The sequence below is a fragment of the Ferrovibrio sp. GW821-FHT12F09 genome (assembly GCF_058806775.1).
Map to the genome: position 1 here is coordinate 864,858 of NZ_JBXAPZ010000001.1, position 25,635 is coordinate 890,492.

The 25,635-nt window shown below is 64.5% G+C and carries 27 protein-coding genes; 10 read left to right on the forward strand and 17 right to left on the reverse strand.

Going from position 1 to position 25,635, the window contains the following annotated elements; translation table 11 throughout:
* Positions 1-15: 15 nt before the first annotated feature.
* From AC1ROB_RS04505 to AC1ROB_RS04525, 5 genes are all read right to left on the reverse strand, one after another.
* Positions 16-468 (reverse strand): PaaI family thioesterase, encoded by a 453-nt coding sequence (locus tag AC1ROB_RS04505; protein ID WP_492973505.1) that lies wholly within the window; start codon positions 466-468, stop codon positions 16-18.
* A gap of 284 nt (positions 469-752) precedes the next feature.
* Entirely contained in the window at positions 753-2,231 is a 1,479-nt protein-coding gene (locus AC1ROB_RS04510) for a tripartite tricarboxylate transporter permease (protein ID WP_492973504.1), read from the reverse strand.
* Positions 2,231-2,719 (reverse strand): tripartite tricarboxylate transporter TctB family protein, encoded by a 489-nt coding sequence (locus tag AC1ROB_RS04515; RefSeq protein WP_492973503.1) that lies wholly within the window; start codon positions 2,717-2,719, stop codon positions 2,231-2,233. Before AC1ROB_RS04515 ends, AC1ROB_RS04510 begins: the two co-directional genes overlap by 1 nt.
* Entirely contained in the window at positions 2,719-3,696 is a 978-nt protein-coding gene (locus AC1ROB_RS04520; RefSeq protein WP_492973502.1) for a Bug family tripartite tricarboxylate transporter substrate binding protein, read from the reverse strand. Before AC1ROB_RS04520 ends, AC1ROB_RS04515 begins: the two co-directional genes overlap by 1 nt.
* Before the next feature lie 110 nt (positions 3,697-3,806).
* A complete protein-coding gene (locus AC1ROB_RS04525; protein WP_492973501.1) occupies positions 3,807-5,525 on the reverse strand; it encodes a sensor histidine kinase in 1,719 nt (572 codons plus the stop codon).
* A 134-nt stretch (positions 5,526-5,659) separates the two neighbouring features.
* Between AC1ROB_RS04525 and AC1ROB_RS04530 the strand changes: the two genes are divergently transcribed.
* Genes AC1ROB_RS04530 through AC1ROB_RS04545 form a run of 4 tightly spaced genes read left to right on the forward strand, consistent with a single transcriptional unit; the run spans position 5,660 to position 8,519 of the window.
* A complete protein-coding gene (locus tag AC1ROB_RS04530; protein WP_492973500.1) occupies positions 5,660-6,976 on the forward strand; it encodes a deoxyguanosinetriphosphate triphosphohydrolase in 1,317 nt (438 codons plus the stop codon).
* Positions 6,977-6,995: 19 nt separating this feature from the next.
* Entirely contained in the window at positions 6,996-7,598 is a 603-nt protein-coding gene (locus tag AC1ROB_RS04535; protein WP_492973499.1) for a 2-hydroxychromene-2-carboxylate isomerase, read from the forward strand.
* Between the two features lie 4 nt (positions 7,599-7,602).
* The gene (locus AC1ROB_RS04540) at positions 7,603-8,100 is read left to right on the forward strand and encodes a cell wall hydrolase (RefSeq protein ID WP_492973498.1); all 498 of its coding nucleotides are present in this window, start codon (positions 7,603-7,605) and stop codon (positions 8,098-8,100) included.
* A gap of 11 nt (positions 8,101-8,111) precedes the next feature.
* Positions 8,112-8,519, forward strand: coding sequence for a carboxymuconolactone decarboxylase family protein (locus AC1ROB_RS04545; protein ID WP_492973497.1), 408 nt, complete (start codon positions 8,112-8,114; stop codon positions 8,517-8,519).
* A gap of 4 nt (positions 8,520-8,523) precedes the next feature.
* Here AC1ROB_RS04545 and AC1ROB_RS04550 read toward each other — a convergent pair whose 3' ends face one another.
* A complete protein-coding gene (locus tag AC1ROB_RS04550; protein WP_492973496.1) occupies positions 8,524-8,961 on the reverse strand; it encodes an EamA family transporter in 438 nt (145 codons plus the stop codon).
* 107 nt (positions 8,962-9,068) lie between these two features.
* Here AC1ROB_RS04550 and AC1ROB_RS04555 point away from each other — a divergent pair, with 107 nt between their 5' ends.
* On the forward strand, positions 9,069-9,404 hold the full coding sequence (locus tag AC1ROB_RS04555) for a metalloregulator ArsR/SmtB family transcription factor (RefSeq protein WP_492973495.1): 336 nt from the start codon (positions 9,069-9,071) through the stop codon (positions 9,402-9,404).
* A complete protein-coding gene (locus AC1ROB_RS04560) occupies positions 9,401-9,964 on the forward strand; it encodes an SRPBCC family protein (RefSeq protein WP_492973494.1) in 564 nt (187 codons plus the stop codon). The genes AC1ROB_RS04555 and AC1ROB_RS04560 overlap by 4 nt, the downstream gene beginning before the upstream one ends.
* A gap of 66 nt (positions 9,965-10,030) precedes the next feature.
* On the opposite strand, the gene aptA is transcribed toward AC1ROB_RS04560, so the two are convergent.
* Positions 10,031-11,380 carry an omega-aminotransferase AptA gene (gene aptA / locus AC1ROB_RS04565; protein ID WP_492973493.1) on the reverse strand — a complete coding sequence of 450 codons (1,350 nt, stop codon included), beginning with the start codon at positions 11,378-11,380 and terminating at the stop codon, positions 10,031-10,033.
* 168 nt (positions 11,381-11,548) lie between these two features.
* On the opposite strand from aptA, the gene AC1ROB_RS04570 reads away from it, so the two are divergent.
* Positions 11,549-12,100, forward strand: a complete 552-nt coding sequence (locus AC1ROB_RS04570) for a cupin domain-containing protein (RefSeq protein ID WP_492973492.1) — start codon at positions 11,549-11,551, stop codon at positions 12,098-12,100.
* A gap of 4 nt (positions 12,101-12,104) precedes the next feature.
* Here the strand turns inward: AC1ROB_RS04570 and AC1ROB_RS04575 are convergent, their stop codons facing one another.
* Positions 12,105-12,458, reverse strand: a complete 354-nt coding sequence (locus tag AC1ROB_RS04575; RefSeq protein WP_492973491.1) for a RidA family protein — start codon at positions 12,456-12,458, stop codon at positions 12,105-12,107.
* A gap of 4 nt (positions 12,459-12,462) precedes the next feature.
* Positions 12,463-12,816 carry a RidA family protein gene (locus tag AC1ROB_RS04580; protein ID WP_492973490.1) on the reverse strand — a complete coding sequence of 118 codons (354 nt, stop codon included), beginning with the start codon at positions 12,814-12,816 and terminating at the stop codon, positions 12,463-12,465.
* A gap of 207 nt (positions 12,817-13,023) precedes the next feature.
* Between AC1ROB_RS04580 and AC1ROB_RS04585 the strand changes: the two genes are divergently transcribed.
* Positions 13,024-13,563 carry a TRAP transporter small permease gene (locus AC1ROB_RS04585; protein WP_492973489.1) on the forward strand — a complete coding sequence of 180 codons (540 nt, stop codon included), beginning with the start codon at positions 13,024-13,026 and terminating at the stop codon, positions 13,561-13,563.
* A gap of 10 nt (positions 13,564-13,573) precedes the next feature.
* Positions 13,574-14,893 carry a TRAP transporter large permease gene (locus tag AC1ROB_RS04590; protein WP_492973488.1) on the forward strand — a complete coding sequence of 440 codons (1,320 nt, stop codon included), beginning with the start codon at positions 13,574-13,576 and terminating at the stop codon, positions 14,891-14,893.
* A gap of 74 nt (positions 14,894-14,967) precedes the next feature.
* Here AC1ROB_RS04590 and AC1ROB_RS04595 read toward each other — a convergent pair whose 3' ends face one another.
* The 5 genes from AC1ROB_RS04595 to AC1ROB_RS04615 all read right to left on the reverse strand — a co-directional run bounded on the left by AC1ROB_RS04595 (position 14,968) and on the right by AC1ROB_RS04615 (position 20,252).
* A complete protein-coding gene (locus AC1ROB_RS04595; RefSeq protein WP_492973487.1) occupies positions 14,968-15,942 on the reverse strand; it encodes a TRAP transporter substrate-binding protein in 975 nt (324 codons plus the stop codon).
* A gap of 154 nt (positions 15,943-16,096) precedes the next feature.
* Positions 16,097-18,040: a PAS domain S-box protein gene (locus AC1ROB_RS04600; RefSeq protein ID WP_492973486.1), complete on the reverse strand. Its 1,944-nt coding sequence runs from the start codon at positions 18,038-18,040 to the stop codon at positions 16,097-16,099.
* A gap of 3 nt (positions 18,041-18,043) precedes the next feature.
* Complete coding sequence (locus tag AC1ROB_RS04605) at positions 18,044-18,754, reverse strand: response regulator (protein ID WP_492973485.1); 711 nt, start codon at positions 18,752-18,754, stop codon at positions 18,044-18,046.
* Between the two features lie 78 nt (positions 18,755-18,832).
* Complete coding sequence (locus AC1ROB_RS04610) at positions 18,833-19,807, reverse strand: alpha/beta fold hydrolase (protein ID WP_492973484.1); 975 nt, start codon at positions 19,805-19,807, stop codon at positions 18,833-18,835.
* Positions 19,808-19,832: 25 nt separating this feature from the next.
* The gene (locus AC1ROB_RS04615) at positions 19,833-20,252 is read right to left on the reverse strand and encodes a globin family protein (protein ID WP_492973483.1); all 420 of its coding nucleotides are present in this window, start codon (positions 20,250-20,252) and stop codon (positions 19,833-19,835) included.
* Positions 20,253-20,491: 239 nt separating this feature from the next.
* Between AC1ROB_RS04615 and AC1ROB_RS04620 the strand changes: the two genes are divergently transcribed.
* Positions 20,492-21,883, forward strand: a complete 1,392-nt coding sequence (locus tag AC1ROB_RS04620) for an MFS transporter (protein WP_492973482.1) — start codon at positions 20,492-20,494, stop codon at positions 21,881-21,883.
* A gap of 57 nt (positions 21,884-21,940) precedes the next feature.
* Here the strand turns inward: AC1ROB_RS04620 and AC1ROB_RS04625 are convergent, their stop codons facing one another.
* The 3 genes from AC1ROB_RS04625 to purH form a co-directional block, all read right to left on the reverse strand.
* Positions 21,941-23,188 (reverse strand): cyclopropane fatty acid synthase, encoded by a 1,248-nt coding sequence (locus tag AC1ROB_RS04625; protein WP_492973481.1) that lies wholly within the window; start codon positions 23,186-23,188, stop codon positions 21,941-21,943.
* 155 nt (positions 23,189-23,343) lie between these two features.
* Positions 23,344-23,991, reverse strand: coding sequence for a glutathione S-transferase family protein (locus AC1ROB_RS04630; protein ID WP_492973480.1), 648 nt, complete (start codon positions 23,989-23,991; stop codon positions 23,344-23,346).
* Between the two features lie 14 nt (positions 23,992-24,005).
* Entirely contained in the window at positions 24,006-25,592 is a 1,587-nt protein-coding gene (purH, locus tag AC1ROB_RS04635; RefSeq protein WP_492973479.1) for a bifunctional phosphoribosylaminoimidazolecarboxamide formyltransferase/IMP cyclohydrolase, read from the reverse strand.
* Positions 25,593-25,635: the final 43 nt, after the last annotated feature.

The window sequence follows — 25,635 nt, forward strand, 5'->3', positions numbered from 1 at the left end:
ATCTGTAAACTTGGCCTAACCGGCCGGCTTGTCGCGGATGCTGAATGTAGCGCTGACAGTGCTGACCGCTGTGTCACCAATGCGCAGTTCGCAGGTCACGACGGCGAATTTGGACTTCTTTGTTTGAAAGTCAGTCAAGTGCGCCTCCAGCCAGGCGCCCATCGGCACGGGTGAATCGTAACTCAGTGAGAGTTGCTTGGTTCGCACCGACTGCGTTTCGGGCCGCCGTTCATAAACGAAGCAGGCGGCGAAATAGTCGGCCAGGGTGGCGAGGAAACCGCCATGGCCGGTGCCGTAGCGGTTGGTGTGCTTTGGCCGCACGTGCAGGCCGTAGACCGGATCGGTGCCTGCCTCGCCGCCACGCTTATAGACTTTGCCGATGGCGTGGAAATAGGGCGAAGGCGATCGCGGCAGGGCGGTGAAGCCCGGCGGCATCGGATGGGGTTTGCGGGAAGTGCGGCGTGTCATCGCAGCCTTGATGGCTTATGCGCCTGACGAAGGCAAGCCATGCGATTCAGACAAGGCTGGGCACAAAAAAATTGAGAGGCGATCCGGGGGGAAGATCGCCTCTCAAGGGGGTATTCATTGGGGGAGGAAAATAAGAAATGAAGCGACTCTGCAAAATCTCTTCATCTCATGGTTCATATATAGGCGCTTCCTGCCCAGCGCGCAGTGATGGCGGTCACGATTTTTCGCGCCCCGAAATTCCCCTGGAATCTGTCCGTTTACGCGAGTGTGAGGCGCGCGGTTAATCAGCGGTTGCGCAAGCGCAGCAGCAGCGGCGTGACCAGCAACAGAACTGCAATAATCAGCAGCGTGAGGCTCAGCGGCCGCGTGACAAACGTGCTCAGGTCGCCGGCCGAGATCGTCATCGCACGCCGGAATTCCTGTTCTGCAAACGGCCCGAGGATCATGCCGATCACGGTGGGCGCGGTGGGAAAATCAAAACGCCGCATCAGATAACCGACGCCGCCGATCAGATACAGCAGCACCAAGTCGACCCAGGACTGACTGATGCCGTATGTACCGATCGTCGCAAAAACAAGAATGCCGCCATACAGCCATGGCGAGGGGATCGACAGGATCTTCGCCCACAGGCCGGCTAGCGGCAGGTTAAGGATCAGCAGCATCACATTGCCGACATAGAGCGAAGCGATCAGGCCCCAGACCAGCTCGGGCTGGCTCTGCAGCAGCTGCGGACCGGGATTGATGCCGTAGGACTGGAAGGCCGAGAGCATGATCGCCGCCGTCGCCGAGGTCGGCAGGCCCAGCGCCAGCATCGGTACCAGCACACCGGCCGCAGACGCGTTGTTGGCAGCTTCCGGTCCGGCCACGCCCTCGATGGCGCCATGGCCGAATTCTTCCGGATGCTTGGAGAGTTTCTTTTCCAGGAAATAGCTGACGAAGGTTGGCACTTCGGCGCCGCCGGCCGGCAGCGCGCCGAAGGGGAAGCCGAGGAAGCTGCCGCGCAGCCAGGGCTTCCACGAGCGCTGCCAGTCTTCCTTGGTCATATAGGCACGGCCTTTCAGCGGTACCAGCGTGACTTCCGATTTCGGCCGGCCGGCGAGATACAGCGTTTCGCCCACCGCGAACAGTCCGACGGCGACGACGATCACGTTGATGCCGTCCAGCAGTTCCGGCAGGCCCAGCGTGAAGCGCGGCTGGCCGGTCTGCAGGTCGATGCCGACCAGGCCGAGCAGGATGCCGAAGGCCAGCGCCGTCAGGCCGCGCAGCACCGAGGTGCCCAGCACGGCGGAAACCGCGATGAAGGCCACCACCATCAGCGAGAAGTAATCCGCCGGCCCGAAGCGCAGTGCGAATTCCACCAGCGGCGGCGCGACAAAGGTCAGTCCCAGCGTACCGATGGTGCCGGCGACGAAGCTGCCGATGGCGGCGGTGGCCAGGGCTGCCGCCGCGCGGCCTTTCTTGGCCATCTTGTGGCCTTCGAGTGCGGTGATGATGGTGGCGCTTTCGCCCGGCGTGTTGAGCAGGATCGATGTGGTGCTGCCGCCATACATGGCGCCGTAATAGATGCCGGCGAACAGGATGAAGGCGGCGGTGGCCGGCACGCTGAAGGTGATCGGCAGCAGTAGCGCGATGGTCAGTGCCGGCCCCAGGCCCGGCAGCACGCCGATGGCGGTACCCAATGTGACGCCGACCAGCGCCCACATCAGGTTCATCGGCTGCAACGCGACGGCGAAGCCGCCGGCCAGCAGGGAGAGGGTATCCATCAGGTGCCGCCTTCCAGCAGGGCGGACAGCAGGCTGCTCTCGCCGATATTGATGCCCAGCAGTTGCGCGAAGCCGAAATAGGCGACGCCTGCGAAGACCAGCCCGATCAGCACATCGCGCGCCGGCCGCGTGCTGCCGAAGGCGCGGGCCGTGCAGGCGAACAGCAGCGTGGAGGCGGGGATGAAGCCCAGTGGCCCGATCAGGCCGATGTTGAGCACCAGCCCGAGCAGCAGCCAACCGAGCGCGCGGACATCCAGCACGGTTTCGGTTTCTTCCGGCGGGCTGGTCCACAACCCGGTCCAGACCTGCACGATCAGGCCAAGGCCCAGCGCGATCAGCAGCGCGCTGGCCAGATAGGCGACCAGCGTGGGGCCGACCTGGGCATACATCGGCGAGACCGGAATCTGGGTGGTCTCGTACAGCGCCAGGAAGCCCAGTGCGATGACGCCGATGGCGACGGCCGTCTCCGGCTTGGCGAGGCGCTGCATCAGGCCAGGCCGATGTCCTTCAGGATACCCTCGATGCGCGCATTCTCTTCGGCGATGTATTTCCCGTAAGGCTCGCCGGCCAGGAACACATCGGTCCATTCGCGCGTCTTGAGCTGTTCCTTCCACGGCGCGCTGGCATTCATCCTGGTCATCAGCTCGATCATCGCGGCCTTGTCGGCATCCTTGACGCCCGGCGGGGCGAAGACGCCGCGCCAGTTGTACAGCACGACATCGAAGCCCTGCTCCTTGATGGTGGGCACATCGACGCCCGGCTCGCGCTTCTCGGCCGAGATCGCCAGCGCGCGCAGCTTGCCAGCCTTGATCTGCTCGCTGAATTCGCCCCAGCCGGAAACGCCACAGGTCACCTGCGCGCCCAGCAGGGCCGCCTGGGCCGGGCCGCCGCCCGAGTAGGCCACATACGACACCTTCTTCGCGTCGCCGCCGGCCGCCTTGGCCAGCATGCCGGCCAGGATATGGTCGGTGCCGCCGGCCGAACCGCCGGCCCACGACACCTTGCTCGGATCCGCCTTGAAGGCGGCCATCAGGTCGCCCAGCGTCTTATGCGGCGAATTCGGCGGCACGACGATCACTTCGAACTCGCCGGTCAGGCGGGCGATCGGTGTGGTCTGCGTGATCTTCACCGGCGACTTGTTGGTGATCAGCGCGCCCACCATCACCATGCCGGCGACCATCAGCGCGTTGCCCTGGCCTTTCCACTGGTTGACGAACTGCGGCAGGCCGACAGCGCCGCCGGCGCCACCGACATTGGTCACCTGCGCGCCCTTGATCAGGTTCGCCGATTTCAGCGCCAGTTCCATGCTGCGCGCGGTCTGGTCCCAGCCGCCGCCCGGATTGGCCGGCACGAACAGTTTCAGACTGTCGACCTGGGCGCGGGCATCACGCATGAAAGCGGGCATGACGGCGGCGGCAGTACCAGCACAGAGGGTGGACTGCAGAAAGCTGCGGCGGTTTATCATGGTTTCTCTCCCAGAGACGGCGTTTGTTTGATAGTGGCAGTAGAGCCGCCTAGGGCAAGCGAAAACAAGGAAATACGCCGTAAAATTTTGCACCCAAGGGACGGCGCGACTCAGGCCGGCAGGGCGATTTCCACGGTAGTGCCCATGCCGGGCGCGCTGCGGATGTCCAGGCGGCCACCATGCATCTCGACCAGGGTGCGGCAGATCGAAAGGCCCAGGCCGGCGCCGCTGTTCGGCCGGGTGCGATACACATCGGAACGGTAAAGCGGCTGCACGACGGCGCGGCTTTCCGCTTCGCTCATGCCGACCCCCGTATCGGCCACCTGGATGCGGACCACGCCATTGCTGCTGTCGGCCCGGATGGTCACGCTGCCGCCGGGCAAACTGAACTTCACCGCATTGCCCAGCAGATTGATCAGAATCTGGGTCAGCGCGCGTTCGTCGACGCGAACCAGCAGCGGCTGCGGCTCGTAATGCAGGGTCACCTGGGCCTGGCGCGCCTGTGGCTGCACCATGGCCATGGCGCTGGCCACAATCTGATCGAAGCTGCAGTCCTCGATATTCATTTCCAGCCGGCCGCTTTCCAGGCGCGACAGATCGAGGATGTCGTTGACCAGGCGCAGCAGATGCTCACCCGATTCCCGGATGTTGACGGCATACTCTCCCTGGCGCTGCGACAGCGGCCCGGCATAACCGGCCGCCATCATGTCGGCAAAACCGATGATGGCATTCAGCGGCGTACGCAGCTCGTGGCTCATATGGGCGAGGAAGCTGGTCTTGGCGCGGCTGGCGCTTTCGGCGGCCTCGCGCTGGTCGATCAGCATGGCCTCGGTTTCTTTCAGCCGGGTGATGTCGACGCCGCAGGTGACAATGCCGGCGATGCGGCCGTCGGTGTCGCGCAACGGCACTTTCATCGCCCAGATGACGATGCTGCGGCCGTCCGGTCCGGTCCAGGCCTGCTCCATATGGGATGACTCGCCGGTTTCCAGGATGCGGCGGTCGACATCCTCGATCACCTTGGCGGCATCGGCACCGACGATGTCCGACCAGCTGCGGCCGATATAATTCTGGTCATAAGCCTGACGCAGTTCGCGCATGCGCCGGTTCATGATGCGATAGCGCAGGCTGCTGTCCTTGTAGGTCATCGTCGCCGGCATGGTGTCGAGCACGGTTTCGAAGAAGCGCAGGGTCTCCTGTTCTGCAGCACGCGCCTGCACTTCGCGTTGGCGCGCATTGTCGAACTCGATCATCACCAGGCCCAGGCCGGTGAGCAGGTTGAGGAAGATGCCGAGCGAGAACGTGGAGACCTGAACCATGCCCTGGCCCTGCAGTTGCAGCGCCACGCCGATCACCAGCAGGGCGCGCCCGGTCAGCAGCAGGCCGGTGAAAGTGTAGAAGATCGAGCGGCGGTGTCGCAGGACGGTGACGCCGGCATAGAACACGATCAGGCTGCTCAGGCCCGGCGAGATCGTGGCGTAGAGCGAGCCGCTCACCTCGCGCAGCACCAGCACAATAATGAAGACCACGACGGTGGCGATGCCGGCATGCCACAGCCGGTCGGATCGCCCGGTCAGAACACGGATGCCCGATGCCAGCATCACGGCCCAGAGCAGGTTGCCGAAGACGGCGAGCCAGCGCAGCGCCAACGGCTGTGTCTCGATCTGGTTGCTCAGGCCGAGCGTGGCCAGCGAAACCGCGATGCCGATATGAGCGATGCCCCAGAACAGCAGGTGCCGTCCGCCCTCGAACCGGCGCCATGTCAGCAGGCAGATCAAGGCAACGACCAGCGGCGCGGCGATGGCGGTAATGGCTATGGTCGTGTCGAGCATGAGTGGCGTGGCGTTTCCTGTTCGCCCTACTCTAGGGGGCAAGGGCATTGCATTTCCATTAAAACCCGTGCTGCGGGCCAGCCGGTCAAGCGCTTGAAAGGCCAGCGGGTTCTCTCCACCATGGCGTCATGACAATGCAATGGTCCCGTCTGCTGTCGGCGCAGCGCCTCGGGCATGAGACCGCCGAACCGGTAACCCCGGCCCGCAACCCCTTCCAGAAGGACTGGGACCGGGTGGTGTTCTGCTCCGCCTTCCGTCGGTTGCAGGACAAGACCCAGGTCCACTCGCTGCCCGAGAGCGATTATGTGCGCAACCGGCTGACCCATTCCCTGGAAGTATCGTCCGTAGGCCGTTCGCTCGGCGCCCAGGTCGGTCAGGTGATCGTCGATCGCCAGGGCGGCGATCTGGGGGGGCTCACCGCGGCCGAGTTCGGCCATATCGTTGCCGCGGCCTGCCTGGGCCACGATATCGGCAACCCGCCCTTTGGCCATTTCGGCGAGGCGACGGTGCAGCACTGGTTCCGCTCCGGCCCTGGCGCCGTTCTGATCGCGGCCTTGAGTGAAGCCGAACAGCGTGACTTCCTGCATTTTGAGGGGAATGCGCAGGGCTTCCGGGTGATGACGCGGCTGCAGAACTGGCGCGATGCCGGTGGCCTGCGGCTCACCTGTGCCACCCTCGCCACCTTCATGAAGTATCCCTTCGGCAGCAGCCGGGCCGATCCGGCCAAGGGCAAGTTCGGCTATTTTGTCGCCGAGACAGCCCTGTTCGAGGAAGTGGCGCGCAATGCCGGCCTGCTGAGCCTGGGCGCGGACCGGTTCGCCCGCCATCCATTGACCTATCTGGTCGAGGCGGCGGACGACATCTGCTACTCGGTGGTGGATATCGAAGATGGTTTCAAGCTCGGTCGCATCACCTTTGCCGAGGCCGAGGCGCGGCTGAAAGGCCTGCTGCAGCGGCTGCCGCCGCGCTATAGCGAAATCGAGGACGAAACCTGGAAGATCGCCTATCTGCGCGCCAAGGCGATCGGCGATCTGATCGATCTGGCGGTGAAGGTCTTCCTCGACCATGAATCCGAAATCCTGGAGGGCCGCTTCAGCGGCGACCTTCTGGCGTGCACCAGCAAGGCACCGCAACTGGAGGAGATCGCGGGTTTCACCCGTAACCGTATCTTCGAGACCCGCGAGCGTTTCCAGACCGAGGTGATGGGTGGAGAGGTGCTGGCCAGCCTGCTGGAGGCTTTTTGTGGAGCGCATCATGCGCTCGAACAGTCCGGCGGCGATGTGAAGGCATTGGCGCCGCGTCACCGCGCCCTTCTGCGCCTGATGCCGCAGCAACCAAAGCCCGGCGCCAGCCGTTATGACTGGCTGCTCAGCGTTACCGATTTCATCAGCGGCATGACCGATTCTTACGCACTGCGGCAGTTCCAGCGACTACGCGGTTTGCAAGACTGAAAAAAATCCGGAGGATTCCATGGCGGCGCATATCGATTATTACACCTTCCTCGCATCACCCTGGGCCTATCTCGGTTCCAAGCGCTTCGAAGCTATCGTCGCCAAGCACAAGGCCACCGTGCGCATCGTGCCGGCATCGGCCCTGACGGTATTCGGCGAATCCGGCGGCTTGCCACTGGCTAAACGGGCGCCGCAGCGTCGTTCCTATCGTGATGTGGAGCTGAAGCGCTGGCGCGAGTATCTCAATATGCCGCTGCATCTGATGCCGAGCAGTTTCCCGGTCGATGAAAGCCTGGCGGCGCGGCTGGTGGTGGCGGCGCGCGACGACGGCGCCAATGGCGTCGGACTCGCTCATGCGGTCATGCATGCGATCTGGGCCGAGGATCGCAACATCGCCGATCCGGAAGTGCTGGAAGAACTGATCGTCGAATGCGGCCTCGACCCGGCCAGGCTGTTCAAGGCCGCCGACAGTGCGGCTGTGCAGGCTGCCTACGCGGATGGCACGCGGCAGGCCATCGATGCCCAGGTATTCGGTGCGCCGACCTATATCCTGAATGGCGAGCGCTACTGGGGCCAGGATCGGCTGGACTTTCTGGATCGCGCGCTGGCGAAGGCGGGGTAAGACGATGCGCCGGCTGGCGGTCGGTGTTCTGTTCGCAGTGTTGACCGCCGCATCCCCGGTTTCCGCGCAGGAAACGGCCGCCCAGGTCGCGGTGGCCGAGCCGGCAAAAGCGCTGGACGACGCCACCAAATGCCTGGCGCTGGCAGTCTACTGGGAAGGCAAGACCGAAAGCCATGACGGCCAGCTGGCGGTGGCGCATACAGTGCTCAACCGGATGAAGAATCCGAAATTTCCCAATACGATCTGTGGCGTGGTCTCGCAGAAAGCCCCGCGTGGCAAGGGGTGCCAGTTTTCCTGGTGGTGCGATGGCAAGCGTGACGAACCCCAGGACGATACGGACTGGAAGGAAGCGGTCGAAAGCGCGCGCGCCGCGATGAGCGGTGGGGCCAAAGACCCCACCAATGGCGCGCTGTATTTTCACAGTGCAAAAATCAAGGCGCCATCATGGGCGGCCAAGCGGAAGAAGCTGGCCCGCATCGGCGATCATGTCTTCTACCGTTGAAGGAGCGAATCATGTCGAAGGATGACGAAACCAGGGCCCTGTTCGAGGCCGGTCTGAAAGTACGGCGCGAGGTGCTGGGCGCCGACTATGTCGACGGCTCGATCGCTAAGGCCAACGATTTCATGATGGCTTTCCAGCATATCACCACCGAATGGTGCTGGGGCTATGGCTGGGATCGCCCGGGTCTCGACCGCAAGACGCGCAGCATGCTCAACCTCGCCATGCTGACGGCGCTCAACCGCGCACCGGAAATCAAGCTGCATGTGAAGGGCGCGCTGAACAACGGCGTCAGTGTCGACGAGATCAAGGAAGTGCTGCTGCACGCCACCATCTATTGCGGCATTCCCGCCGGCCTCGATGCCTTCAAGGCCGCGAATGAGGTGCTGGAAGCGGCCGGTGCGGTTTCCAAAAAGGTCTGAAACCCTAGGCCTTCCAGGCCACCAGCACGGCGCCGCCGGCGATCAGGAAAACACCCAGCCAGTTGAGCAGCGACAGGGTCTCGCCCAGCAGGACGGTGCCGAAAATGGCGACCATGACGACGCTCAGCTTGTCGACGGGCGCCACGCGGGCGGCGTCACCGATCTTGAGCGCGCGGAAATAGCACAGCCAGGATGCACCGGTGGCGAGACCGGAAAGCAGCAGGAAAATCCAGGTCCGACTGGCGATGCTGTGCAGCGGCTGCCACTGGCCGGTGGCGAAGACGATGCCTGCGAGCAGCAGCAGGATCACCATGGTGCGCAGCAGGGTGGCGAGATCTGCAGCGATATCGCCAACGCCGATCTTGGCGAAGATGGCCGTCAGGGCGGCGAAAACCGCCGACAGCACGGCCCAGAACTGCCAACTGGAAAGCATGGATGTCATCGCGGAATTCCTCCTGCGGGTGACAGCATAGCCTGCGAAATTGTGGGCCGCCCAGCGTCCTATATTTAAGTGTTTACTTATTTAAGTGAATATTATAAATAATAGCCATGCAGATTTTCACAGCCCTTGCCGACCCCACCCGCCGCCAGATCGTTGAGCTCCTTGGTCGCGGCGAACAGGCCGCCGGCGAAATCGCCGAACAGTTCACCATGAGCGGCCCGGCGATTTCCCAGCATCTGAAAGTGCTGCGCGAGGCGGCGCTGGTGCAGGTGCGGGTGGATGGCCAGCGTCGGATCTACCAGCTCAATCCACAGGGGCTGGGCGAAATGGATGCCTGGCTGAACAGCGTGCGGCGCTTCTGGGCGCCGAAGCTGGATGCCCTGGAGCGCGAATTGCGCAAGCCCGAGACAGCGAAGAACAAAGCGAAAGGAAGCAAGCGATGAGCACGGATGTGATCGACAACAATGCCTATGGCACGGTGCTGGAATCCGGTGCGGTGCGCTTCGAGCGGGTACTGCCCGGTCCGATCGAGCGGGTCTGGGACTATCTCACCGTGCCGGAAAAGCGTGCCACCTGGCTGGCTGGCGGCGAGATGGAGCTGCATGTCGGTGGCAAGGTGACGCTGGAATTCCATAACGCCACGCTGGCGCCGGAAGGCGAGGCGGTGCCGGACTGGCTCAAGCCCTATACCGGGCCGCTCACCAATCCCGGCCGGATCACCCAGCTGGCGGCGCCACATCTGCTCGGCTTCACCTGGGGCGATGCGGGCGACGGCAGTCCGGCCTCGGAGGTGCTGTTCGAGCTGAAGGCCCGGGGCAAGAGCGTGCTGCTGTCGCTGACGCATCGCCGTCTGACCAGCAATACGGAGGGGCTGATGGTCTCCTGCGGTTGGCATGTGCATACCGGCGTGCTGGTGGCGGTGCTGAACGGCGACCCGAAGCCGCCCTACTGGAGCAGGTTCGACCAGGTGCAGCACCATTATAAAAAGCTGTTCGACGTCTGAGTCGCTGCAATAAAAAAGCCCGGCCATCAGGCCGGGCTTTTCCATGGGGCGTAACCTGGCTGCGGGTCAGTTCACGCTCTGGATCGAGTCCTTCAGGATGCCGAAGATGTCGTCGATATGGCCCTTGTTCAGGATCAGCGGCGGCGACAGCGCGATGGTGTCGCCGGTCAGGCGGCACATCAGGCCCTTTTCATAGGCTTTTACGAAGACGTCGTAGCCGCGCTTGCCGGCGCCATCTTCACGGGCGGCCAACTCGACGCCCGCCATGATGCCGATATTGCGGATGTCGATGACGTTCTTCACACCCTTCAGGCTGTGCACGGCCTCTTCCCAGTAGGGCGACAGCGCCTTGGCATTCTCGAAGATGCCTTCGTCGCGATAGAGATCCAGCGTGGCGATACCGGCGGCGCAGGCCAGCGCATGGGCCGAATAGGTATAGCCGTGGAACAGTTCGATCATGTTCTCCGGGCCGCTCATGAAGGCATCGTGCACATGCTTGCGGGTGAAGACTGCCGCCGCCGGCACGGCGGCATTGGTCAGGCCCTTGGCAACGGTCATCATGTCCGGGATCACGTCGAAGGTATCCGCACCGAAGGCGGCGCCGGTGCGGCCGAAGCCGCAGATCACTTCGTCGAAGATCAGCAGGATGCCATGCTTGTCGCAGATCTGGCGCAGCTTCTGCAGATAGCCCTTCGGCGGAATCAGCACGCCGGTGGAGCCCGCGACAGGCTCCACAATCACGGCCGCAATCGTGCTGGCGTCATGCAGCGCGACGATGCGCTCCAGATCGTCGGCCAGATGCGTGCCCCAGTCGGGCTGGCCCTTCGAGAAGGCCATGTCCTTCAGGCTGTGGGTATGCGGCAGGTGATCGACGCCGGCCAGCAGCGGGCCGAAGACCTTGCGGTTCGACACGATGCCGCCCACTGAAATGCCGCCGAAGCCGACGCCGTGATAGCCACGTTCGCGACCGATCAGACGGGTGCGGGCCCCTTCGCCGCGGGCGCGGTGATAGGCGATGGCGATCTTCAATGCGGTGTCGACGGCTTCGGAGCCGGAATTGGCGAAGAAGACGTGGTTAATGTCGCCCGGCGCCAGATGGGCGAGGCGGGCGGCGAATTCAAACGCCTTGGGATGGCCCATCTGGAAGGTGGGCGCGAAATCCATTTCGGCGGCCTGCTTCTGGATCGCTTCCACGATCGGCTTGCGGCAATGGCCGGCGTTGACACACCACAGGCCGGCGCTGCCATCGAGCACCTGGCGGCCGTCATGCGTCGTGTAATGCATGTCCTTGGCGCCCACCAGCAGCCGGGGATTGGCCTTGAACTGGCGGTTCGCGGTGAAGGGCATCCACCAGGATTCCAGGTCGTTCGGCACGGCGGTGTTTTCGTTGGAAACGAGGGCGGGTTTGGCAGACATGGCAGGCTCCGGCGCGCGAGGAGAAAGGGCTCAGGCCGTATCATCGGGGGTTTCGCGATGGCGAAACAGTGCTTTTCTGCAAACGGCTAAACCCTTGATATTTATTGAATCGTGAGCAGAATGTTGACGATCCTGAACAGCGAAACGGGGGCCGGGATGGCATCTGGCATGGAAATAGACATCGGCAGCCGGCTGAAAGCGGTGCGGCTGGCGGCGAAACTGTCGCAGCGCGCGCTGGCCCGCCGCGCCAACGTCACCAATGCCACCATCTCCCTGATCGAGGCAAACCAGATGAACCCGTCCGTCGGCGCGCTGAAACGCGTGCTCGATGGCCTGCCGATGTCGCTGGCGGAATTCTTCGCCATGGACGATGCGCCGGCGCCGCGCAAGGCCTTTTACGGCGCCGACGAGCTGGCGGAAGTCGGCAAGGGCAAGATCAGCTATCGCCAGGTCGGCGCCGACCTGAACGGCCGCGCCCTGCAGATCCTGGTCGAACGCTATGCGTCCGGCGCCGATACCGGCCGCGTGATGCTGCGCCACGAGGGGCAGGAGGGTGGCGTCATCATCCGCGGCCGCTTGGAGGTGACGGTGGCCGACCAGGTGCGGGTGCTGGGTCCGGGCGATGCCTATTATTTCGAAAGCGACCAGCCGCACCGCTTCCGCAACCTCGGCAAGGACCCCTGCGAGCTGGTCAGCGCCTGCACGCCGCCCAGCTTCTGAGGGTTCAGTCCTTCGTCGCGGCCACCGCGACGATCTCCACCATATGCGGATGTTCCAGCGTGGCGCCGATGCAGGCGCGCTGCGGCGGATTATCCATGTCCACCCAGGCATCCCAGGCCGCGTTCATCTGCGGCTTCAGAGCCATGTCGCAGATATACACGGTGCAGGAGAGCAGCCGCGATTTGTCGGTGCCGGCATCCTTCAGGAAGCGCTCGATCTTGCCCAGCGTTTCCGTCGTCTGCTTGTGCATGTCGAGCTCGGTGGTATCGGCGACGGCCACGGTGAAGACCAGGTTGCCATGCGCCACGGCGCGGCTGCGGGTCGGCGTCATGCCAGTGAGGCGGGTAATCGGCAGCATGATCTCACTCCTTCGTAGACGCGGTGGCGACGATCTCGATCAGGTCGCCGTCTTCGAGGCTGGCGCCGATGCAGGCGCGCTGCGGCGGGTTCTGCATATCCACCCAGGCATCCCAAACCGCGTTCATCTGCGGCTTCAGCGCCATGTCGGTGATGTAGACAATCACCGACAGCAGCCGCGACTTGTCGGTGCCGGCCTTGGCCAGCTGCGCATCCAGATTGGCCAGCGCTTCGGCGGCCTGCTTGCGCATGTCCAGCTCATAGGTATCGGCGGTGGCAACGGTGTAGACCATCTTGTTGAAGACGACGGCGCTGCTGCGGCCGGCAACGCTGCCGGGGAAACGCGTGATGGGAAGCATGGGCGGGATCCTCAGGTTGTGGCGATCGTAACCGCCGCATAAACAACTGGTGGGAAAGCAGTTTTTTAGCCATCTGCTCATCGATTGACCAGCCGCAGAAACGAACAAAGTCTTGTGCCGGTTCGGCCGATGGCTGATAAGTTGCAGCCACAATCGGTTTGTATCGGGGGTCTTATGAAAACGCAGTATGGACCTGGAGCGACCGCCGTGCGGCGCGCCCTGGACGGTCTTTATCTTGTTTGCGGCTGGGCGGCCGGCGTGCTGCTCGTGCTGATCTGCCTCATCATGCTGGTCCTGTCGGTGGGGCGCGAGATCGGCTTCTCCCTGCGCGGCGGTGACGAGATCGCGGCCTGGTTCTCCACCGCCTGCTTCGCGCTCGGCCTCGCCTATACCTTCAAGAAGGGCGAAGTGGTGCGCGTCGGCATTCTGGTTGAGCGCTTCGAAGGCGAGGCGCGCCGCTGGGCGGAGTCCCTGTGTCTGCTGATCGGCTGCATCTTCACCGGCTGGATCGCCTGGTTCTGCAGCGATTTCGTCTATGACGCCTACCGTTTCAAGGACGTGACGCCGGGTATGCTGATCCTGCCATTGTGGATCGTGCAGCTTCCGTTGGCGCTCGGCACCACGGTGCAGTTCATCGCCTTTGTCGAGCAGCTGGTGATCACGGCGCTGGGCTACAAGCCCGATTACGCGAAGGACCCGCCCAAGACCGCCGAGGAAGTCCTCGAGCGCGCCGCATCGCAGGTCTGAGGAGCGCATCATGGGTCAGATGGAGCTTTCACTCATCGTCTTGCTGTTCATGCTGCTGCTGCTTGGCACCGGCGTCTGGATCGCAATTTCACTCGCCGCCTGCGGCTGGCTCGCCATGCTGCTCTATACGCCGGCCCCGGCCGGCAAGGTGCTGGCCGTTGCCTTCTGGGATTCCAGCGCATCCTGGACACTGGCGGCCCTGCCGCTCTTCATCTGGATGGGTGAAATCCTGTTCAGGACAAAGCTATCGGAGGAAATCTTCAAGGGCCTGGCGCCCTGGCTGGGCTGGCTGCCCGGCCGCCTGATGCATGTGAATGTCATCGGCTGCGGCATTTTCGGTTCGGTCTCGGGTTCCTCGGCCGCCACCACGGCGACGATCGCCAAGATCGCCCTGCCGGAACTGAACAAGCGCGGCTATGACGAGCGCGTCTCGCTCGGCTCGCTGGCCGGTGCCGGGACGCTGGGCATCCTGATTCCGCCGTCGATCACCATGGTTGTTTATGCGGTGGCGGCCGATGTCTCGATCATCCAGCTCTTCCTCGCCGGCTTCCTGCCGGGCCTGCTGGTGATGGTGCTCTATTCGGGTTACATCGCCATCTGGTCGCTGATGAATCCCGACAAGCAGCCGCCCGACGACATGAAGGACATGACCTTCAGGGAGCGGATGCGGGAATCGAAGAACCTGATTCCGACCGCGCTGCTGATCCTGTTCATCCTGGTCACCCTGATCCTGGGCTGGGCCACGGCCACCGAATGCGCGGCCTGGGGTGTGCTGGGCTCCTTTGCCATCGCGGCCTGGTCGCGCTCGCTGACCTGGGAGAATTTCTGGCAGAGCGTCATGGGCACCGTGCGCATGACCTGCATGATCATGCTGATCCTGGCTTCGGCCGCCTTCCTGTCGAAGGCGATGGCCTATACCGGCATTCCGCGCGGTTTGGCCGATTATGTCGGCGCCCTGCAGCTCAGCCCCTACGCCCTGATCGCGGCGCTGACCATCATGTATATCCTGCTCGGCACCGCGCTGGACGGTATCTCGATGATCGTGCTGACCACGGTGGTGGTGCTGCCGCTGATCAAGCTGGCCGGCTTCGATCTGGTCTGGTTCGGCATCTTCATGATCCTGGTGATCGAGATGGCGGAGGTGTCGCCGCCTGTGGGCTTCAACCTCTTCGTGTTGCAGACCATGTCAGGACGAGACAGCCTGTTTGTGGCGAAAGCCTCGCTGCCCTTCTTCTTCCTGCTGGTGGCCGCGGTGGCGATCATCACGGTCTTCCCGGAGATCGTCTCGGTGCTGCCGAAGATGGCCTTCCCCGATTCTGCCGGCGGATAGCGGCGAACGATCACAGCCAATAAAAAAGGGCGGCCTCTCGGCCGCCCTTTTCATATGCACCGCAGATGCGGGGTTTACATCTTCTTGTAGGCGTCGACGATCGAGGCGCCATCGGCGCCGGTCTTCTTGACCCATTCTTCGATCATGGTGGCGCCGATCTTCTCGAGGCCGGACTTCAGCGCCGGCGAGGGCGGCTGAACCTTCATGCCGTTCTTGGCCAGATCGGCCTTGGCCGACTCGGTCTCTTCCTTGGCCATGTCCCAGCCGCGCTTCTCGGCGGCAACGGCGGCATCCTTCACGGCCTTCTGCGTCGCCGCATCCAGCTTCTTGAAGGCATCGGCGTTGACGAAGACGAGGTTCTTCGGCAGCCAGGCCTGGGTGTCGTAGTAATGCGTCAGGCTTTCCCAGACCTTGGAGTCACGGCCGGTAGCGCCCGAGGTCATCATGGTGTTGACGACGCCGGTGGCCAGCGCGCCGGCCAGTTCGGCCGCCTGGATGGTCACGGGCTGCGCCTGCACCAGTTCGGCGATGCGCGAGGTGGCCGGGCTGTAGGCGCGCCACTTGGTGCCCTTCAGGTCATCGACGCTGTTGATGTCCTTCTTGGAGTAGATGCCCTGCGGCGGCCAGGCGACAGCATACAGCACCATCATGCCCTGATCGGCCAGCTTCTTCTCGATCAGCGGCTTCGAGGCTGTCCACAGCTTGAACGAGGAGTCGAAGCTGGTGGCGAGGAACGGTACGCCGTCGACGCCGAAGACCGGGATTTCGTTTTCCAGATTGACCATCAGCACTTCGCCGGCCTGGACCTGGCCGGTCTGGACGGCGCGCTTGATTTCCGGCGCCTTGAACAGCGAGGCGCCCGGATGGATGGTGATCTCCAGCTTGCCGCTTGACAGCTTCTTCACGTCATCGGCGAACAGCTGCAGATTCTTGGTGTGGAAGTTGCTGATCGCATAGGCGTTCGGCAGGTCCCACTTGGTCTGCGCCGAGGCGGCGCCACCGATCATTACGGTGCCGAGCACGGCAGCGCTAAGCCACATCTTCGTCATATCGATTGTCTCCCCATTGGACGATGCGCCCGGAATAAAGCGCGCATTAAAATAGTTTGTCATCGTATGACCGGTTTTGGCAAGACCAGTGGCCCGGAAAATGGGCTGATGCGGAAACGGGCAATATGCCGCGCTGCGGTCAGTTGCCGGCCAATCAGTTGCCAGATTGGTTCGCGGCTGGTTCCGCGTCGATCACGCCGGCCACCACACGGCGCACCTCTTCTGGCGAGAACGGCTTTTCCAGACAGGGCCGGCCGCTCTCGCGCAGGAATTCGGCGATATCCGGGCTCAGCATGTCGCCGGTGACGAAGATGATGCGCTGCGACAGGGCCGCGTTCTGCGCCCGCAGGCGGGTGAAAAAGCTGGGCCCATCCAGGCCCGGCATGCGCAGGTCGGTCAGGATGACGGCGAAATCACTGTCGCCCAGCAGGTCGAGCGCCGCCTGCCCGTTATCGGCCAGGGCCACGACAAACCCGGCGCCACGCAGGATTTCCGCCAGCAGGTCGGCCACGCCGCTTTCGTCATCGACCACCAGGGCATGACGTCCGCGCGGTAAGAGCGTGCGCTCGCCGCTGCGCCCGGTCTGCGCCGGTTGCGCCAATGCGCTGCTGGCCGGCAGGCGCATGCGGAAACAGGCGCCGCCACCATCGGCCGCATCGGCTTCCAGGGTGCCGCCATGGGCGGTGACAATGCCATGGCTGACCGCGAGGCCGATGCCGGTGCCGCTGCCCGGGCTGCTGCCCGGCGGCTTGGTGGTGAAGAACGGCTCGAAGATGCGGCGCCGCAGGTTGGCCGGAATGCCCGGGCCGCTGTCGCTGACGCTGGCCTCGATCCACTGGCCATCGCCGCTCTGGGCAATCGCAATGGCGATGCGGCGCGGATCGGGCTGGCCGGCCAGCGCCTGCTGGGCATTGATCACCAGATTGCTGAACACCTGGTTGAGCTGGTCGGGATCGGCCGAGATCGCCGGCAGGTCGGGGGCGAAGCGCCGCTCGATGCTGATGCCGCTGCTGCGCAGATTGTAGTCCAGCAGGTTCAGCACGTCTTCGACCACGCGTTCCAGCATGACGGGCCGCCGCGCCGGCCGCCGCTGTCGCGCCATGCCGAGGAAGGTGCGGGCGATGCGGGCGCAGCGTGCTGCCGCCGTTTCGATCTTGCCGGCGCGCTCGGCATACGCCGTGCCTTCGGCGTTTTCCTTCAGCATCTGCGCTTGGCCCACCACGATGGACAGCGGGTTGTTCAGCTCATGCGCCACGCCGGCCAGCAGCGAGCCCAGCGCCGACAGCTTTTCCGACTGGTACAGGGCTTCTTTCTGGCGCTCGATCTCAGCGGCGGTGCGTTTGCGCTCGGTGATGTCGCCCACCGATCCGGCCATGCGCAGGGCGCGCCCGTCAGGCCCGCGCTTGGCCGCGGCCGTCGTCTGCACCCAGCGTTCGACGCCATCGGCGCGCAGCAGGCGGTATTCCATGACGATATTCTCGACCTCGCCGCGCAGCAGCCGGCGCGTGCCATCCTTCAGGATGTCGAGATCGTCGGGATGCACATGCACATGCCAGGCATCGATGGTGGCAAGATCCTTGGCCTTGCGGCCGACGATTTCTTCCAGCCGCTCGGAATAGAAGGCGGTACCGTTTTCAACATCCCACTCGAAGATGCCGTCGTTGGAGCCGCGCACCGCCAGGCGGTAGCGTTCCTCGCTCAGGCGCAGCTGCTGGCGCGCGGTGATGTCACGTAAGTAAGCGACCAGCAGGCGTTCGCCGCCGGGCAGCATCAGGTCGGTCACCGTCAGTTCGACGGGAAACACACTGCCATCGGCGCGCAGACCCTCGGTCTCGAAGCGCTGACGGTTTCGCGCGTCGCCCGGATTGGACAGGCGGCGCAGCATCGCGGTCTCATGGAACGGGCGAAGATTTGGCGGCACGACCACGGCGCCGACCGGCCGGCCCAGCACGTGCTCGCGCTGCTGGCCGAACATGGTTTCGGCGGCGGGATTGAATTCGACGATGCTGCCCTGGATATCGGTGAGGATCACGCCGTCCAGCGAGGCCGCCAGCAGCGGACGCAGATGCTCGATGTCGTAGGGCAGCCGGGCCGACACGCGCTACGAGACCCGCCGGCTGAACAGATAGCCGGCGCCGCGCACGGTCTTGATCACCTCCGGCTTGGTCGGGTCCATCTCGATCTTGCGGCGCAGACGGGCGATGCGGATGTCGATGCTGCGGTCGAACGGTTCCCAGTGATGGTGATGCGCCAGGTCCAGCAGCTGGTCGCGGCTCAGCACGCGGTCGGGATGGCGGGCGAAGGCGGCCAGCAGATCGAACTCCATGGCAGTCAGCACGATCTCGGCACCGGCGGCATCGAACAGCTTGCGGGCGCCGAGATTGAGGAAGGTGCTGCCAAAGCGCACCACCTCGGCGTCGTCGCCCTGTTGGGCTGCACCGTCACCCAGGCGGCGCAGCACGGTGCGGATGCGGGCGCGCAGCTCGCGCAGGTCGAAGGGCTTCTGGATATAGTCGTCGGCGCCCATCTCCAGACCGACGATGCGGTCGACCACCTCGCCGGCTGCGGTCAGCATGACGATGCCGACTTTCGAGCGGGCGCGCAGCCAGCGCGCCAGGCTCAGGCCATCCTCGCCGGGCATGGTGATATCCAGGATCACCAGATCGGCCGGCCGTTCGGCATGCAGCTGGCGGAAGCTGACGGCATCGGCGGCCGTCTCGACATGGAAGCCATGGCCCGACAGGTATTCCGCCACCATCTCGCGGATACCAGCCTCGTCGTCGACCACGATGATATAGGGTTCACCTGTCATGCCGTCCCCATTCCCCATGGCTGTGATAGCAAGCGAAGGCCCAGGCCGTCCATCGCCCTTGCAGGCAGCGGCAGGGTCTCAGGCGCAGGCACGCGGCAGCGCCGTACGCTCGCAGGCGTTCAGGAAGGGCAGGATCACGCGACCGACCGCATCGGGCTGGCTGGCCGGGGCCAGATGGCCCAGGTCGGGCAGGATGGCATGGCGCACCACCGGCAGGGCGCCGGCCAGCCGTTCGGCGATCAGCCGCAGGATGCCGGGCGAACGCGTGCCGCTGAGCAGCAGGGCCGGTATCTTCAGCATGGCATAGGCGGCGAGGGCCTGGCGGGCGCCGAAGGCCATGCCGATATCCAGGCAGAGCCGCGGGGCATGGCCGGCCAGGACCGTCTGGCGCATCGGGGACAGGGCCGCGAAGGCGCCCGGATGGTTGCAGAAATCATGGTACAGGCGGGCGGCCTCAAGGCTGTCGCCGCGCAGGCAGGCCACGCGCATGTCGCCGGCCAGGCTTTCCATCTGGCGCTGCGCCGGGGCGTGACCGCCGCATTCGGGCTTCAGCAGATGCAGGGCCATCGGCTCGTACAATGTCATGCTGCGGATCCGGTCGGGATGGTCCAGGGCCGCGCGCAGCGCTACGGCCGCACCGAAGGCATGGCCCAGCAGATGCACCGGCCGGTCGAAGCGACGCAGCAGGGTGCCGATCAGGCTCGCATTGTCGTCCAGCGTCATGCGCTGGGGCATCGGCAGCGGTTCGCTGCGGCCATAGCCGTAGAGATCCGGGCAGTGCAGGCGGAAGCCATCGCCCAGCCAGGGCAGCAGGCCGCGCCACATCTGGCCCTGCATGCCCGATCCGTGCACGGCCAGCACCGGCGTACCGCTGCCGGCCGTGAACAGATGCACCATGGTGCCGCGCGGCCCGACGAAAGCCTGTACCGGCACCGTGCTCATCAGCGCCATCAGCGCAGGATGAGTCGGCACCAGCTGTGCGGCGGGATTCACGGCGACGGGCCGCGACGGCACGGGCACGGTTTCAGGCTGGCGGAACGGAACGGCGGTCATGGTCGGATTTCCGGAAAAAGAAAGATCAGGCGGCCTGCGGGCTTTTGGCGGCGGCAATCATGGCGCCGCTCAGGGTGCCATAGGCGGTGGCCCAGGCTTCGCGCAGCTCCGGGGTGAAGGCATCGCCAAAGGCACCGGCCAGCGTATCGAGCAGCGCGCCGCCGACGGTGGCGTAATGGCTCTCCTGCACGCCGTAGCCGACATGGCGGCGGGCCATCTGCTGCACGGTGGGCAGCACGGTCTCCAGGCGGTCAAGTGCGGCCACCACGGTGGCGATCGCCATCATCAGTTTCTGGCCCTGGGCCACCATGTCGCCCTTGAACAGCGGCTTCAGCGCCGGGTCGAGGGTGAACAGGCGCTCGTAGAAGGCGGCCGCGGCCGCGTCCTTGATCGGCAGGACCTTGGTGAAGCTGTCTTTGACGAGGGCAATCTGGTGCGGGGTCATGGCGGGTCTCCTGTCGGGTCTCTGGGGCTTGGCCGGCGGTGTTGCGATTCGCCGCCGGTCCGGGGCTTTGTGATGGCGCGGTTTATCGGCCCGGCGGGTTTCGCTTGTGTGTCTCGCAACCGCGAAAAGCGTTTCAATTGTTTCATTTGCCCGCCGGGGCGGTGATTGGCGCTGTCACATTGCCGGGCTATGCTGCGGAAAAGGGCGGCGGAACAGGAATGCCGTGACGGCTGAAACCCATGACGGCTGAAACAATGGCGATGCCACCGGTTCGCGCCCCTGCCTCATGGCGGGCGCGCCTGTCCTGGGCGATGTTCGACTGGGCCAACCAGCCTTATTTCACCGTCATCACCACCTTCATTTTCGCGCCCTATTTCACCAGCAAGGTGATCGGCAATTCGGTCGAGGGCCAGGCGCTGTGGGGTTACACGCTGGCCTTCTCCGCGGCGATCATCGCCATCGGCGCGCCCTTCCTCGGTGCCCTGGCCGATGCCGGCGGCCGCCGCAAACCCTGGCTGTTCCTGTTTCAGATTCTGCTGGCCTTTGGTTGCGCGCTGCTGTGGCTGGCGCAGCCCGGGCAGATGCAGCTCCTGCCGCTGGTGCTGCTCGGCTTCATTCTGGCCAGCATCGCCGCCGAATATTCGATCATGTTCAACAATGCGCTGCTGCCGTCGCTGGAGACGCCGCAGCATATCGGACGCCTGAGCGGCATCGGCTGGGGCCTGGGCTATGCCGGCGGCCTGCTGGCGCTGTTCGGCACGCTGATCGTGTCGCAGCCCGAACTCATCGGAATCACGCCGCCGCCGGGTGAGGCCCTGCTCGGTCTGCGCCGCGACGCCTTCGAGGCCGAGCGCATCATCGGGCCGGCCACCGCGATCTGGGTGGCGATCTTCGTGCTGCCGATGTTTCTGTTCACGCCGGATCGTCCCGGTTCGGGCCTGCCGTTCACGCAGGTGATCAGGGTCGGCATCGGCCGCGTGATCGGCACCATTCGCCACATGCGGCAATACGGCAACCTGCTGCGGTTTCTAATTGCCTACATGATCTATTACGATGGCGTGGTCACGATCATCACTTTTGGCGGCATCTATGCGGCCGGCGTGTTCGACTGGGGCACCACCGAGCTCGGCATTTTTGGCATCCTGATCAATCTGGTGGCGATTCCGTCCGTGATGATCAGCGGTGCGCTGGAGGATCGCATCGGCTCCAAGCGCGCCGTGCAGATCGCGCTGGTGTCGATCGGCCTCGGCGCCTTTGGCATCCTGTCGATCACGACCGGCAAGGTGCTGTTCTTTGTCGATGTTGTGCCGCGCGCTGCCGGCGCCGGCCTGTTCAGCTCAGCCGGCGAGCAGGTATTTTTCCTCTGCGCCATTCTTCTGGGTGCCGGCTTCGGCTCGGTCCAGGCGGCCAGCCGCACGCTGGTGGCGCGGCTGTCGCCGCCCGACATGGTGGGCGAATTCTACGGCCTCTTCTCGCTGTCGGGGCGGGCTACCACGTTCCTGGCACCGCTGCTGATCGCCATCACCACGCCGATCTTCGCCACCCAGCGGGTGGGTGCCGCGATCGTGCTGGTCTTCCTGGTGACCGGCTTCATCGTGCTGTGGAAGGTAAAGGAGCCGGCGCGGTCGTGACATAAGAAAAAGCCCCGGCTTTAACCGGGGCTTTTGTCGTTATGCCGTCTTGGCGCCTTATGCTGTCTTGGCGAATGGCCGCTGCGGTTTCTCGCGGCCGGCCAGCACCTGCTCGGTTTCCTGCATGTAGTCGCGCGTGATAGGCAGAATGTCGACCTGCTTGGTCAGCTGCACCTGGAACACCATGTTGCCCCAGTGCCGGAAGGTGACTTCCGAGGCGGCCAGATAGAATTCCCACATGCGGCAGAAGCGCTCGTCATACAGCGCCTTTGCCTTGTCCCACTGGGCCATGAAGCGGGCGCGCCAGTGCTTCAGCGTCTCGGCATAATGCAGGCGCAGGATTTCCATGTCGGTGACCCACAGGCCGCTGCGCTCGATCACCGGTGTCACCTCCGACAGCGCCGGGATATAGCCGCCGGGGAAGATGTATTTGCGGATGAAGCCCGGTGTGGTGCCCGGCCCGTCCATGCGGCCGATCGAATGGATCAGCGCCACGCCGTCATCCTTCAGCAGGCGGGCGACGCCGTTGAAGTATTCCTGGTAATGCGGCACGCCGACATGCTCGAACATGCCCACAGAGACGATGCGGTCGAACTGGCCGGCCAGCGTGCGGTAATCCTGGATATGGAACTTCACCCGGTCGCTCAGGCCATGTTCGGCCGCGCGGCTGGTGGAGATCGTGTGCTGCTCGGTGCTGAGCGTGATCCCGGTGACCTCAGCGCCGCAGGTCTCGGCCAGGTAGAGGCCAAGCCCGCCCCAGCCCGAACCGATCTCCAGCACCTTCATGCCCGGCTCGATCCGCAGCTTGGCGGCGATATGGCGTTTCTTGGCGAGCTGCGCCTGTTCCAGCGTGGCATCCGGCGACGGGAAATAGGCGCAGGAATACTGCTTGTCGGTATCGAGGAACAGGTCGTAGAGCCGGCCATCCAGATCGTAGTGGTGCTGGACGTTCTTGGCGGCCTTGCTTTGCGGGTTGAACTGCTGCCACAGCTTGGTGACGCGGTCGAAGGCGCGCATCAGTCCGGAGAACGGCAGCTGCCCATGGGTGCCGAGATTGCGCACCACCACGGCGAGGAAATCGTAGATCGTGCCTTTGTCGACGACGAGATCGCCGTTCATATAGGCTTCGCCGACCGCCAGATTCGGGTCCAGCGCCATGCGCGTCCCGGTGCCCGCCCTGGTCAGGCGGATCACGACGGTGTCCGGTCCCACCGGGTCGCCATAGTGCCGGCTGCGATTGTGGTGATCGATCACCGTCAGCGAACCGGTTTTAATGACTGCCTTGAGTACACTGTCCAAAAGCATGCGGAATCTCCGAGTAGAAGAGATAACGCCCCAATCCGTCATTCATATTGACGCGCTGGGTTGCCGGCGACAAGAGGGGTTGTGCAGGTCCGCTCGGCTGGAACCGAGGGCATATCCGGTGCGTTGGTTACCGATGCGGCGAATTCGCGGCCCGGTTATGCGGGCCAGGTCTCCGCCCAGGCGATGCCCTGCTTCTGCATCATGCGCTGGAAGGCCGGGCGCGGATAGGCGGTGTCCACCACCCGCTTCAGGTTGGGCCAGTGCCACATCGGCCGCGCGAAATAGCGGCTCCAGCGCGCCAGCATGGCCAGATAGATGTCGCAGATGGTGAACTGGTCGCCGATCATATGGCGATTCAACGGGCCGATACTGTCGTTCATCACCTCGAAGCTGCGATAGAGCTTGCGTTCGGCCTCGGCCTTCAGCGCCGCCTGCTGCGCCGGTTCGGCGAAGGTCCAGTCGGGGTGGAACCAGTCGATGCAGCCGGTCTGCACCGTGTTGGTCATGTAGGTCAGCCACTGGTAATACCGGCCGCGCGCCGTGGAATTCATCGGCGGCGCCAGATTGGCCTCAGGGTGTTTGTCGCTCAGATACTGGCAGATCGCCGCCGTCTCGAAGATGACGAAATCGCCATCCACCAGGGTTGGAATCCGGCCGTTTGGGTTGAGTGCCGTGTAGGGCGGCCGCTCATGCTCCTTGGCGGCAAGGTCGAGCCGGATGGCCTGGTAGGGCGCGCCGATCTCCTCCAGCACCGCCTGAGGGGCCATCGCAGCGGAACCTGGGGACCAGAAGAGCTTGTACATCGACGTAAACCCCGTCAGTGCCGGAAGTGGCGCATGCCGGTGAAGACCATGGCCAGGCCGGCCTTGTTGGCGGCATCCACCACCTCCTGGTCGCGGATCGAGCCGCCAGGCTGGATCACGGCGGTGGCGCCGGCTTCCACCAGGGCCTCCAGGCCGTCGGCAAACGGGAAGAAGGCATCCGAAGCCGCCACCGAACCCACGGTCAGCGGCTCGGCCAGGCCGGCGGTGGCGGCCGAGTCCTGGGCCTTGCGATAGGCGATGCGGGCGGCGTCCACGCGGCTCATCTGGCCGGCGCCGATGCCCACCGTGGCGCCATTCTTGGCATAGACGATGGTGTTCGACTTCACATGCTTGCCGACGCGGAAGGCGAACAGCAGATCGGCCAGCTCCTGCGGGGTGGGGCTGCGCTTGGTGACGATCTTGAGATCCTGTTCCTCGATGCGGCCCGCATCGCGGGTCTGCACCAGGAAGCCGCCGGCGACGGATTTGACGAACCAGCCGCTGGCCAGCGGATCGGCCATGGCGCCGGTGACCAGCAGGCGCAGGTTTTTCTTGGCATTCAGGAAGGCTTTGGCGTCGTCATCCACGGCGGGCGCGACGATCACCTCGGTGAAGATGGCGCCGATCTTCTCGGCGGTCGCCCTGTCGAGTGTGCGGTTCATGGCGACGATGCCGCCAAACGGCGACACCGGATCGCAGCGGAAAGCGGCATCCCAGGCTTCGCCCAGCGTGTCGGCGCTGGCGACGCCGCAGGGATTGGCATGCTTGATGATGGCGATCGTCGGCTTGTCGCTGAATTCCGACACCAGCTCGAAGGCGGCGTCGGTGTCGTTCAGGTTGTTGTAGCTGAGCTCCTTGCCCTGCAGCTGCTGCGCGCTCGCCACGCCCGGGCGCTTGTCGCCGGTGACATAGAAAGCCGCGCGCTGATGCGGGTTTTCGCCATAGCGCAAGGATTGCTTGCGCTCGGCCGAGAGCAGCAGGGTGGGCGGAAAATCCTCGCCATTCTGGCGCGCGAACCAGGTGGCGATCATGCTGTCATAGGCGCCGGTATGGGCATAGGCCTTGGCGGCCAGGGTGCGGCGCAGCTTCAGATCGGTGGCGCCGTTGTTGGCCTTCAGGGCCGCGATCACCGCGTCATAGTCGGCGACATCCACCACCACATTGACGAAGCCGTGGTTCTTGGCCGCCGAGCGGATCATCGCCGGGCCGCCGATATCGATATTCTCGATACAGGTCGGGAAGTCGGCGCCCTTGGCCACCGTGGCGGCGAAGGGATAGAGATTCACCACCACCAGATCGATCGGCGGGATGCCGTGCTTGTCCATCGCCGCCTTGTGATCAGGTTCGTCGCGCAAGGCCAGGATGCCGCCATGGATGGTGGGATGCAGCGTCTTCACGCGCCCGTCCATCATCTCGGGGAAGCCGGTATGCTCGGCCACTTCCTTCACCGCGACGCCGGCGTCTTTCAGGGCCTTGTAGGTGCCGCCGGTGGACAGGAGCTCGATCCCGAAGCCGCTGAGCGCCTTGCCGAAGTCGATCAGCCCGGTCTTGTCGGACACGGACAGCAGGGCACGGCGCACTTTGATCAGATCGGCGGACATCGACGGGGCCTCGGGAAGGGCAGGAGGGAAGGGCGGACGGGCT

Bases quoted from the DNA above. Each gene is read 5' to 3' on its own strand.
- AC1ROB_RS04505 (WP_492973505.1), bottom strand. From the start codon at position 468: ATGACACGCCGCACTTCCCGCAAACCCCATCCGATGCCGCCGGGCTTC.
- AC1ROB_RS04510 (WP_492973504.1), bottom strand. From the start codon at position 2,231: ATGGATACCCTCTCCCTGCTGGCCGGCGGCTTCGCCGTCGCGTTGCAG.
- AC1ROB_RS04515 (WP_492973503.1), bottom strand. From the start codon at position 2,719: ATGCAGCGCCTCGCCAAGCCGGAGACGGCCGTCGCCATCGGCGTCATC.
- AC1ROB_RS04520 (WP_492973502.1), bottom strand. From the start codon at position 3,696: ATGATAAACCGCCGCAGCTTTCTGCAGTCCACCCTCTGTGCTGGTACT.
- AC1ROB_RS04525 (WP_492973501.1), bottom strand. From the start codon at position 5,525: ATGCTCGACACGACCATAGCCATTACCGCCATCGCCGCGCCGCTGGTC.
- AC1ROB_RS04530 (WP_492973500.1), top strand. From the start codon at position 5,660: ATGCAATGGTCCCGTCTGCTGTCGGCGCAGCGCCTCGGGCATGAGACC.
- AC1ROB_RS04535 (WP_492973499.1), top strand. From the start codon at position 6,996: ATGGCGGCGCATATCGATTATTACACCTTCCTCGCATCACCCTGGGCC.
- AC1ROB_RS04540 (WP_492973498.1), top strand. From the start codon at position 7,603: ATGCGCCGGCTGGCGGTCGGTGTTCTGTTCGCAGTGTTGACCGCCGCA.
- AC1ROB_RS04545 (WP_492973497.1), top strand. From the start codon at position 8,112: ATGTCGAAGGATGACGAAACCAGGGCCCTGTTCGAGGCCGGTCTGAAA.
- AC1ROB_RS04550 (WP_492973496.1), bottom strand. From the start codon at position 8,961: ATGACATCCATGCTTTCCAGTTGGCAGTTCTGGGCCGTGCTGTCGGCG.
- AC1ROB_RS04555 (WP_492973495.1), top strand. From the start codon at position 9,069: ATGCAGATTTTCACAGCCCTTGCCGACCCCACCCGCCGCCAGATCGTT.
- AC1ROB_RS04560 (WP_492973494.1), top strand. From the start codon at position 9,401: ATGAGCACGGATGTGATCGACAACAATGCCTATGGCACGGTGCTGGAA.
- aptA (WP_492973493.1), bottom strand. From the start codon at position 11,380: ATGTCTGCCAAACCCGCCCTCGTTTCCAACGAAAACACCGCCGTGCCG.
- AC1ROB_RS04570 (WP_492973492.1), top strand. From the start codon at position 11,549: ATGGAAATAGACATCGGCAGCCGGCTGAAAGCGGTGCGGCTGGCGGCG.
- AC1ROB_RS04575 (WP_492973491.1), bottom strand. From the start codon at position 12,458: ATGCTGCCGATTACCCGCCTCACTGGCATGACGCCGACCCGCAGCCGC.
- AC1ROB_RS04580 (WP_492973490.1), bottom strand. From the start codon at position 12,816: ATGCTTCCCATCACGCGTTTCCCCGGCAGCGTTGCCGGCCGCAGCAGC.
- AC1ROB_RS04590 (WP_492973488.1), top strand. From the start codon at position 13,574: ATGGGTCAGATGGAGCTTTCACTCATCGTCTTGCTGTTCATGCTGCTG.
- AC1ROB_RS04595 (WP_492973487.1), bottom strand. From the start codon at position 15,942: ATGACGAAGATGTGGCTTAGCGCTGCCGTGCTCGGCACCGTAATGATC.
- AC1ROB_RS04605 (WP_492973485.1), bottom strand. From the start codon at position 18,754: ATGACAGGTGAACCCTATATCATCGTGGTCGACGACGAGGCTGGTATC.
- AC1ROB_RS04610 (WP_492973484.1), bottom strand. From the start codon at position 19,807: ATGACCGCCGTTCCGTTCCGCCAGCCTGAAACCGTGCCCGTGCCGTCG.
- AC1ROB_RS04615 (WP_492973483.1), bottom strand. From the start codon at position 20,252: ATGACCCCGCACCAGATTGCCCTCGTCAAAGACAGCTTCACCAAGGTC.
- AC1ROB_RS04620 (WP_492973482.1), top strand. From the start codon at position 20,492: ATGACGGCTGAAACAATGGCGATGCCACCGGTTCGCGCCCCTGCCTCA.
- AC1ROB_RS04625 (WP_492973481.1), bottom strand. From the start codon at position 23,188: ATGCTTTTGGACAGTGTACTCAAGGCAGTCATTAAAACCGGTTCGCTG.
- AC1ROB_RS04630 (WP_492973480.1), bottom strand. From the start codon at position 23,991: ATGTACAAGCTCTTCTGGTCCCCAGGTTCCGCTGCGATGGCCCCTCAG.
- purH (WP_492973479.1), bottom strand. From the start codon at position 25,592: ATGTCCGCCGATCTGATCAAAGTGCGCCGTGCCCTGCTGTCCGTGTCC.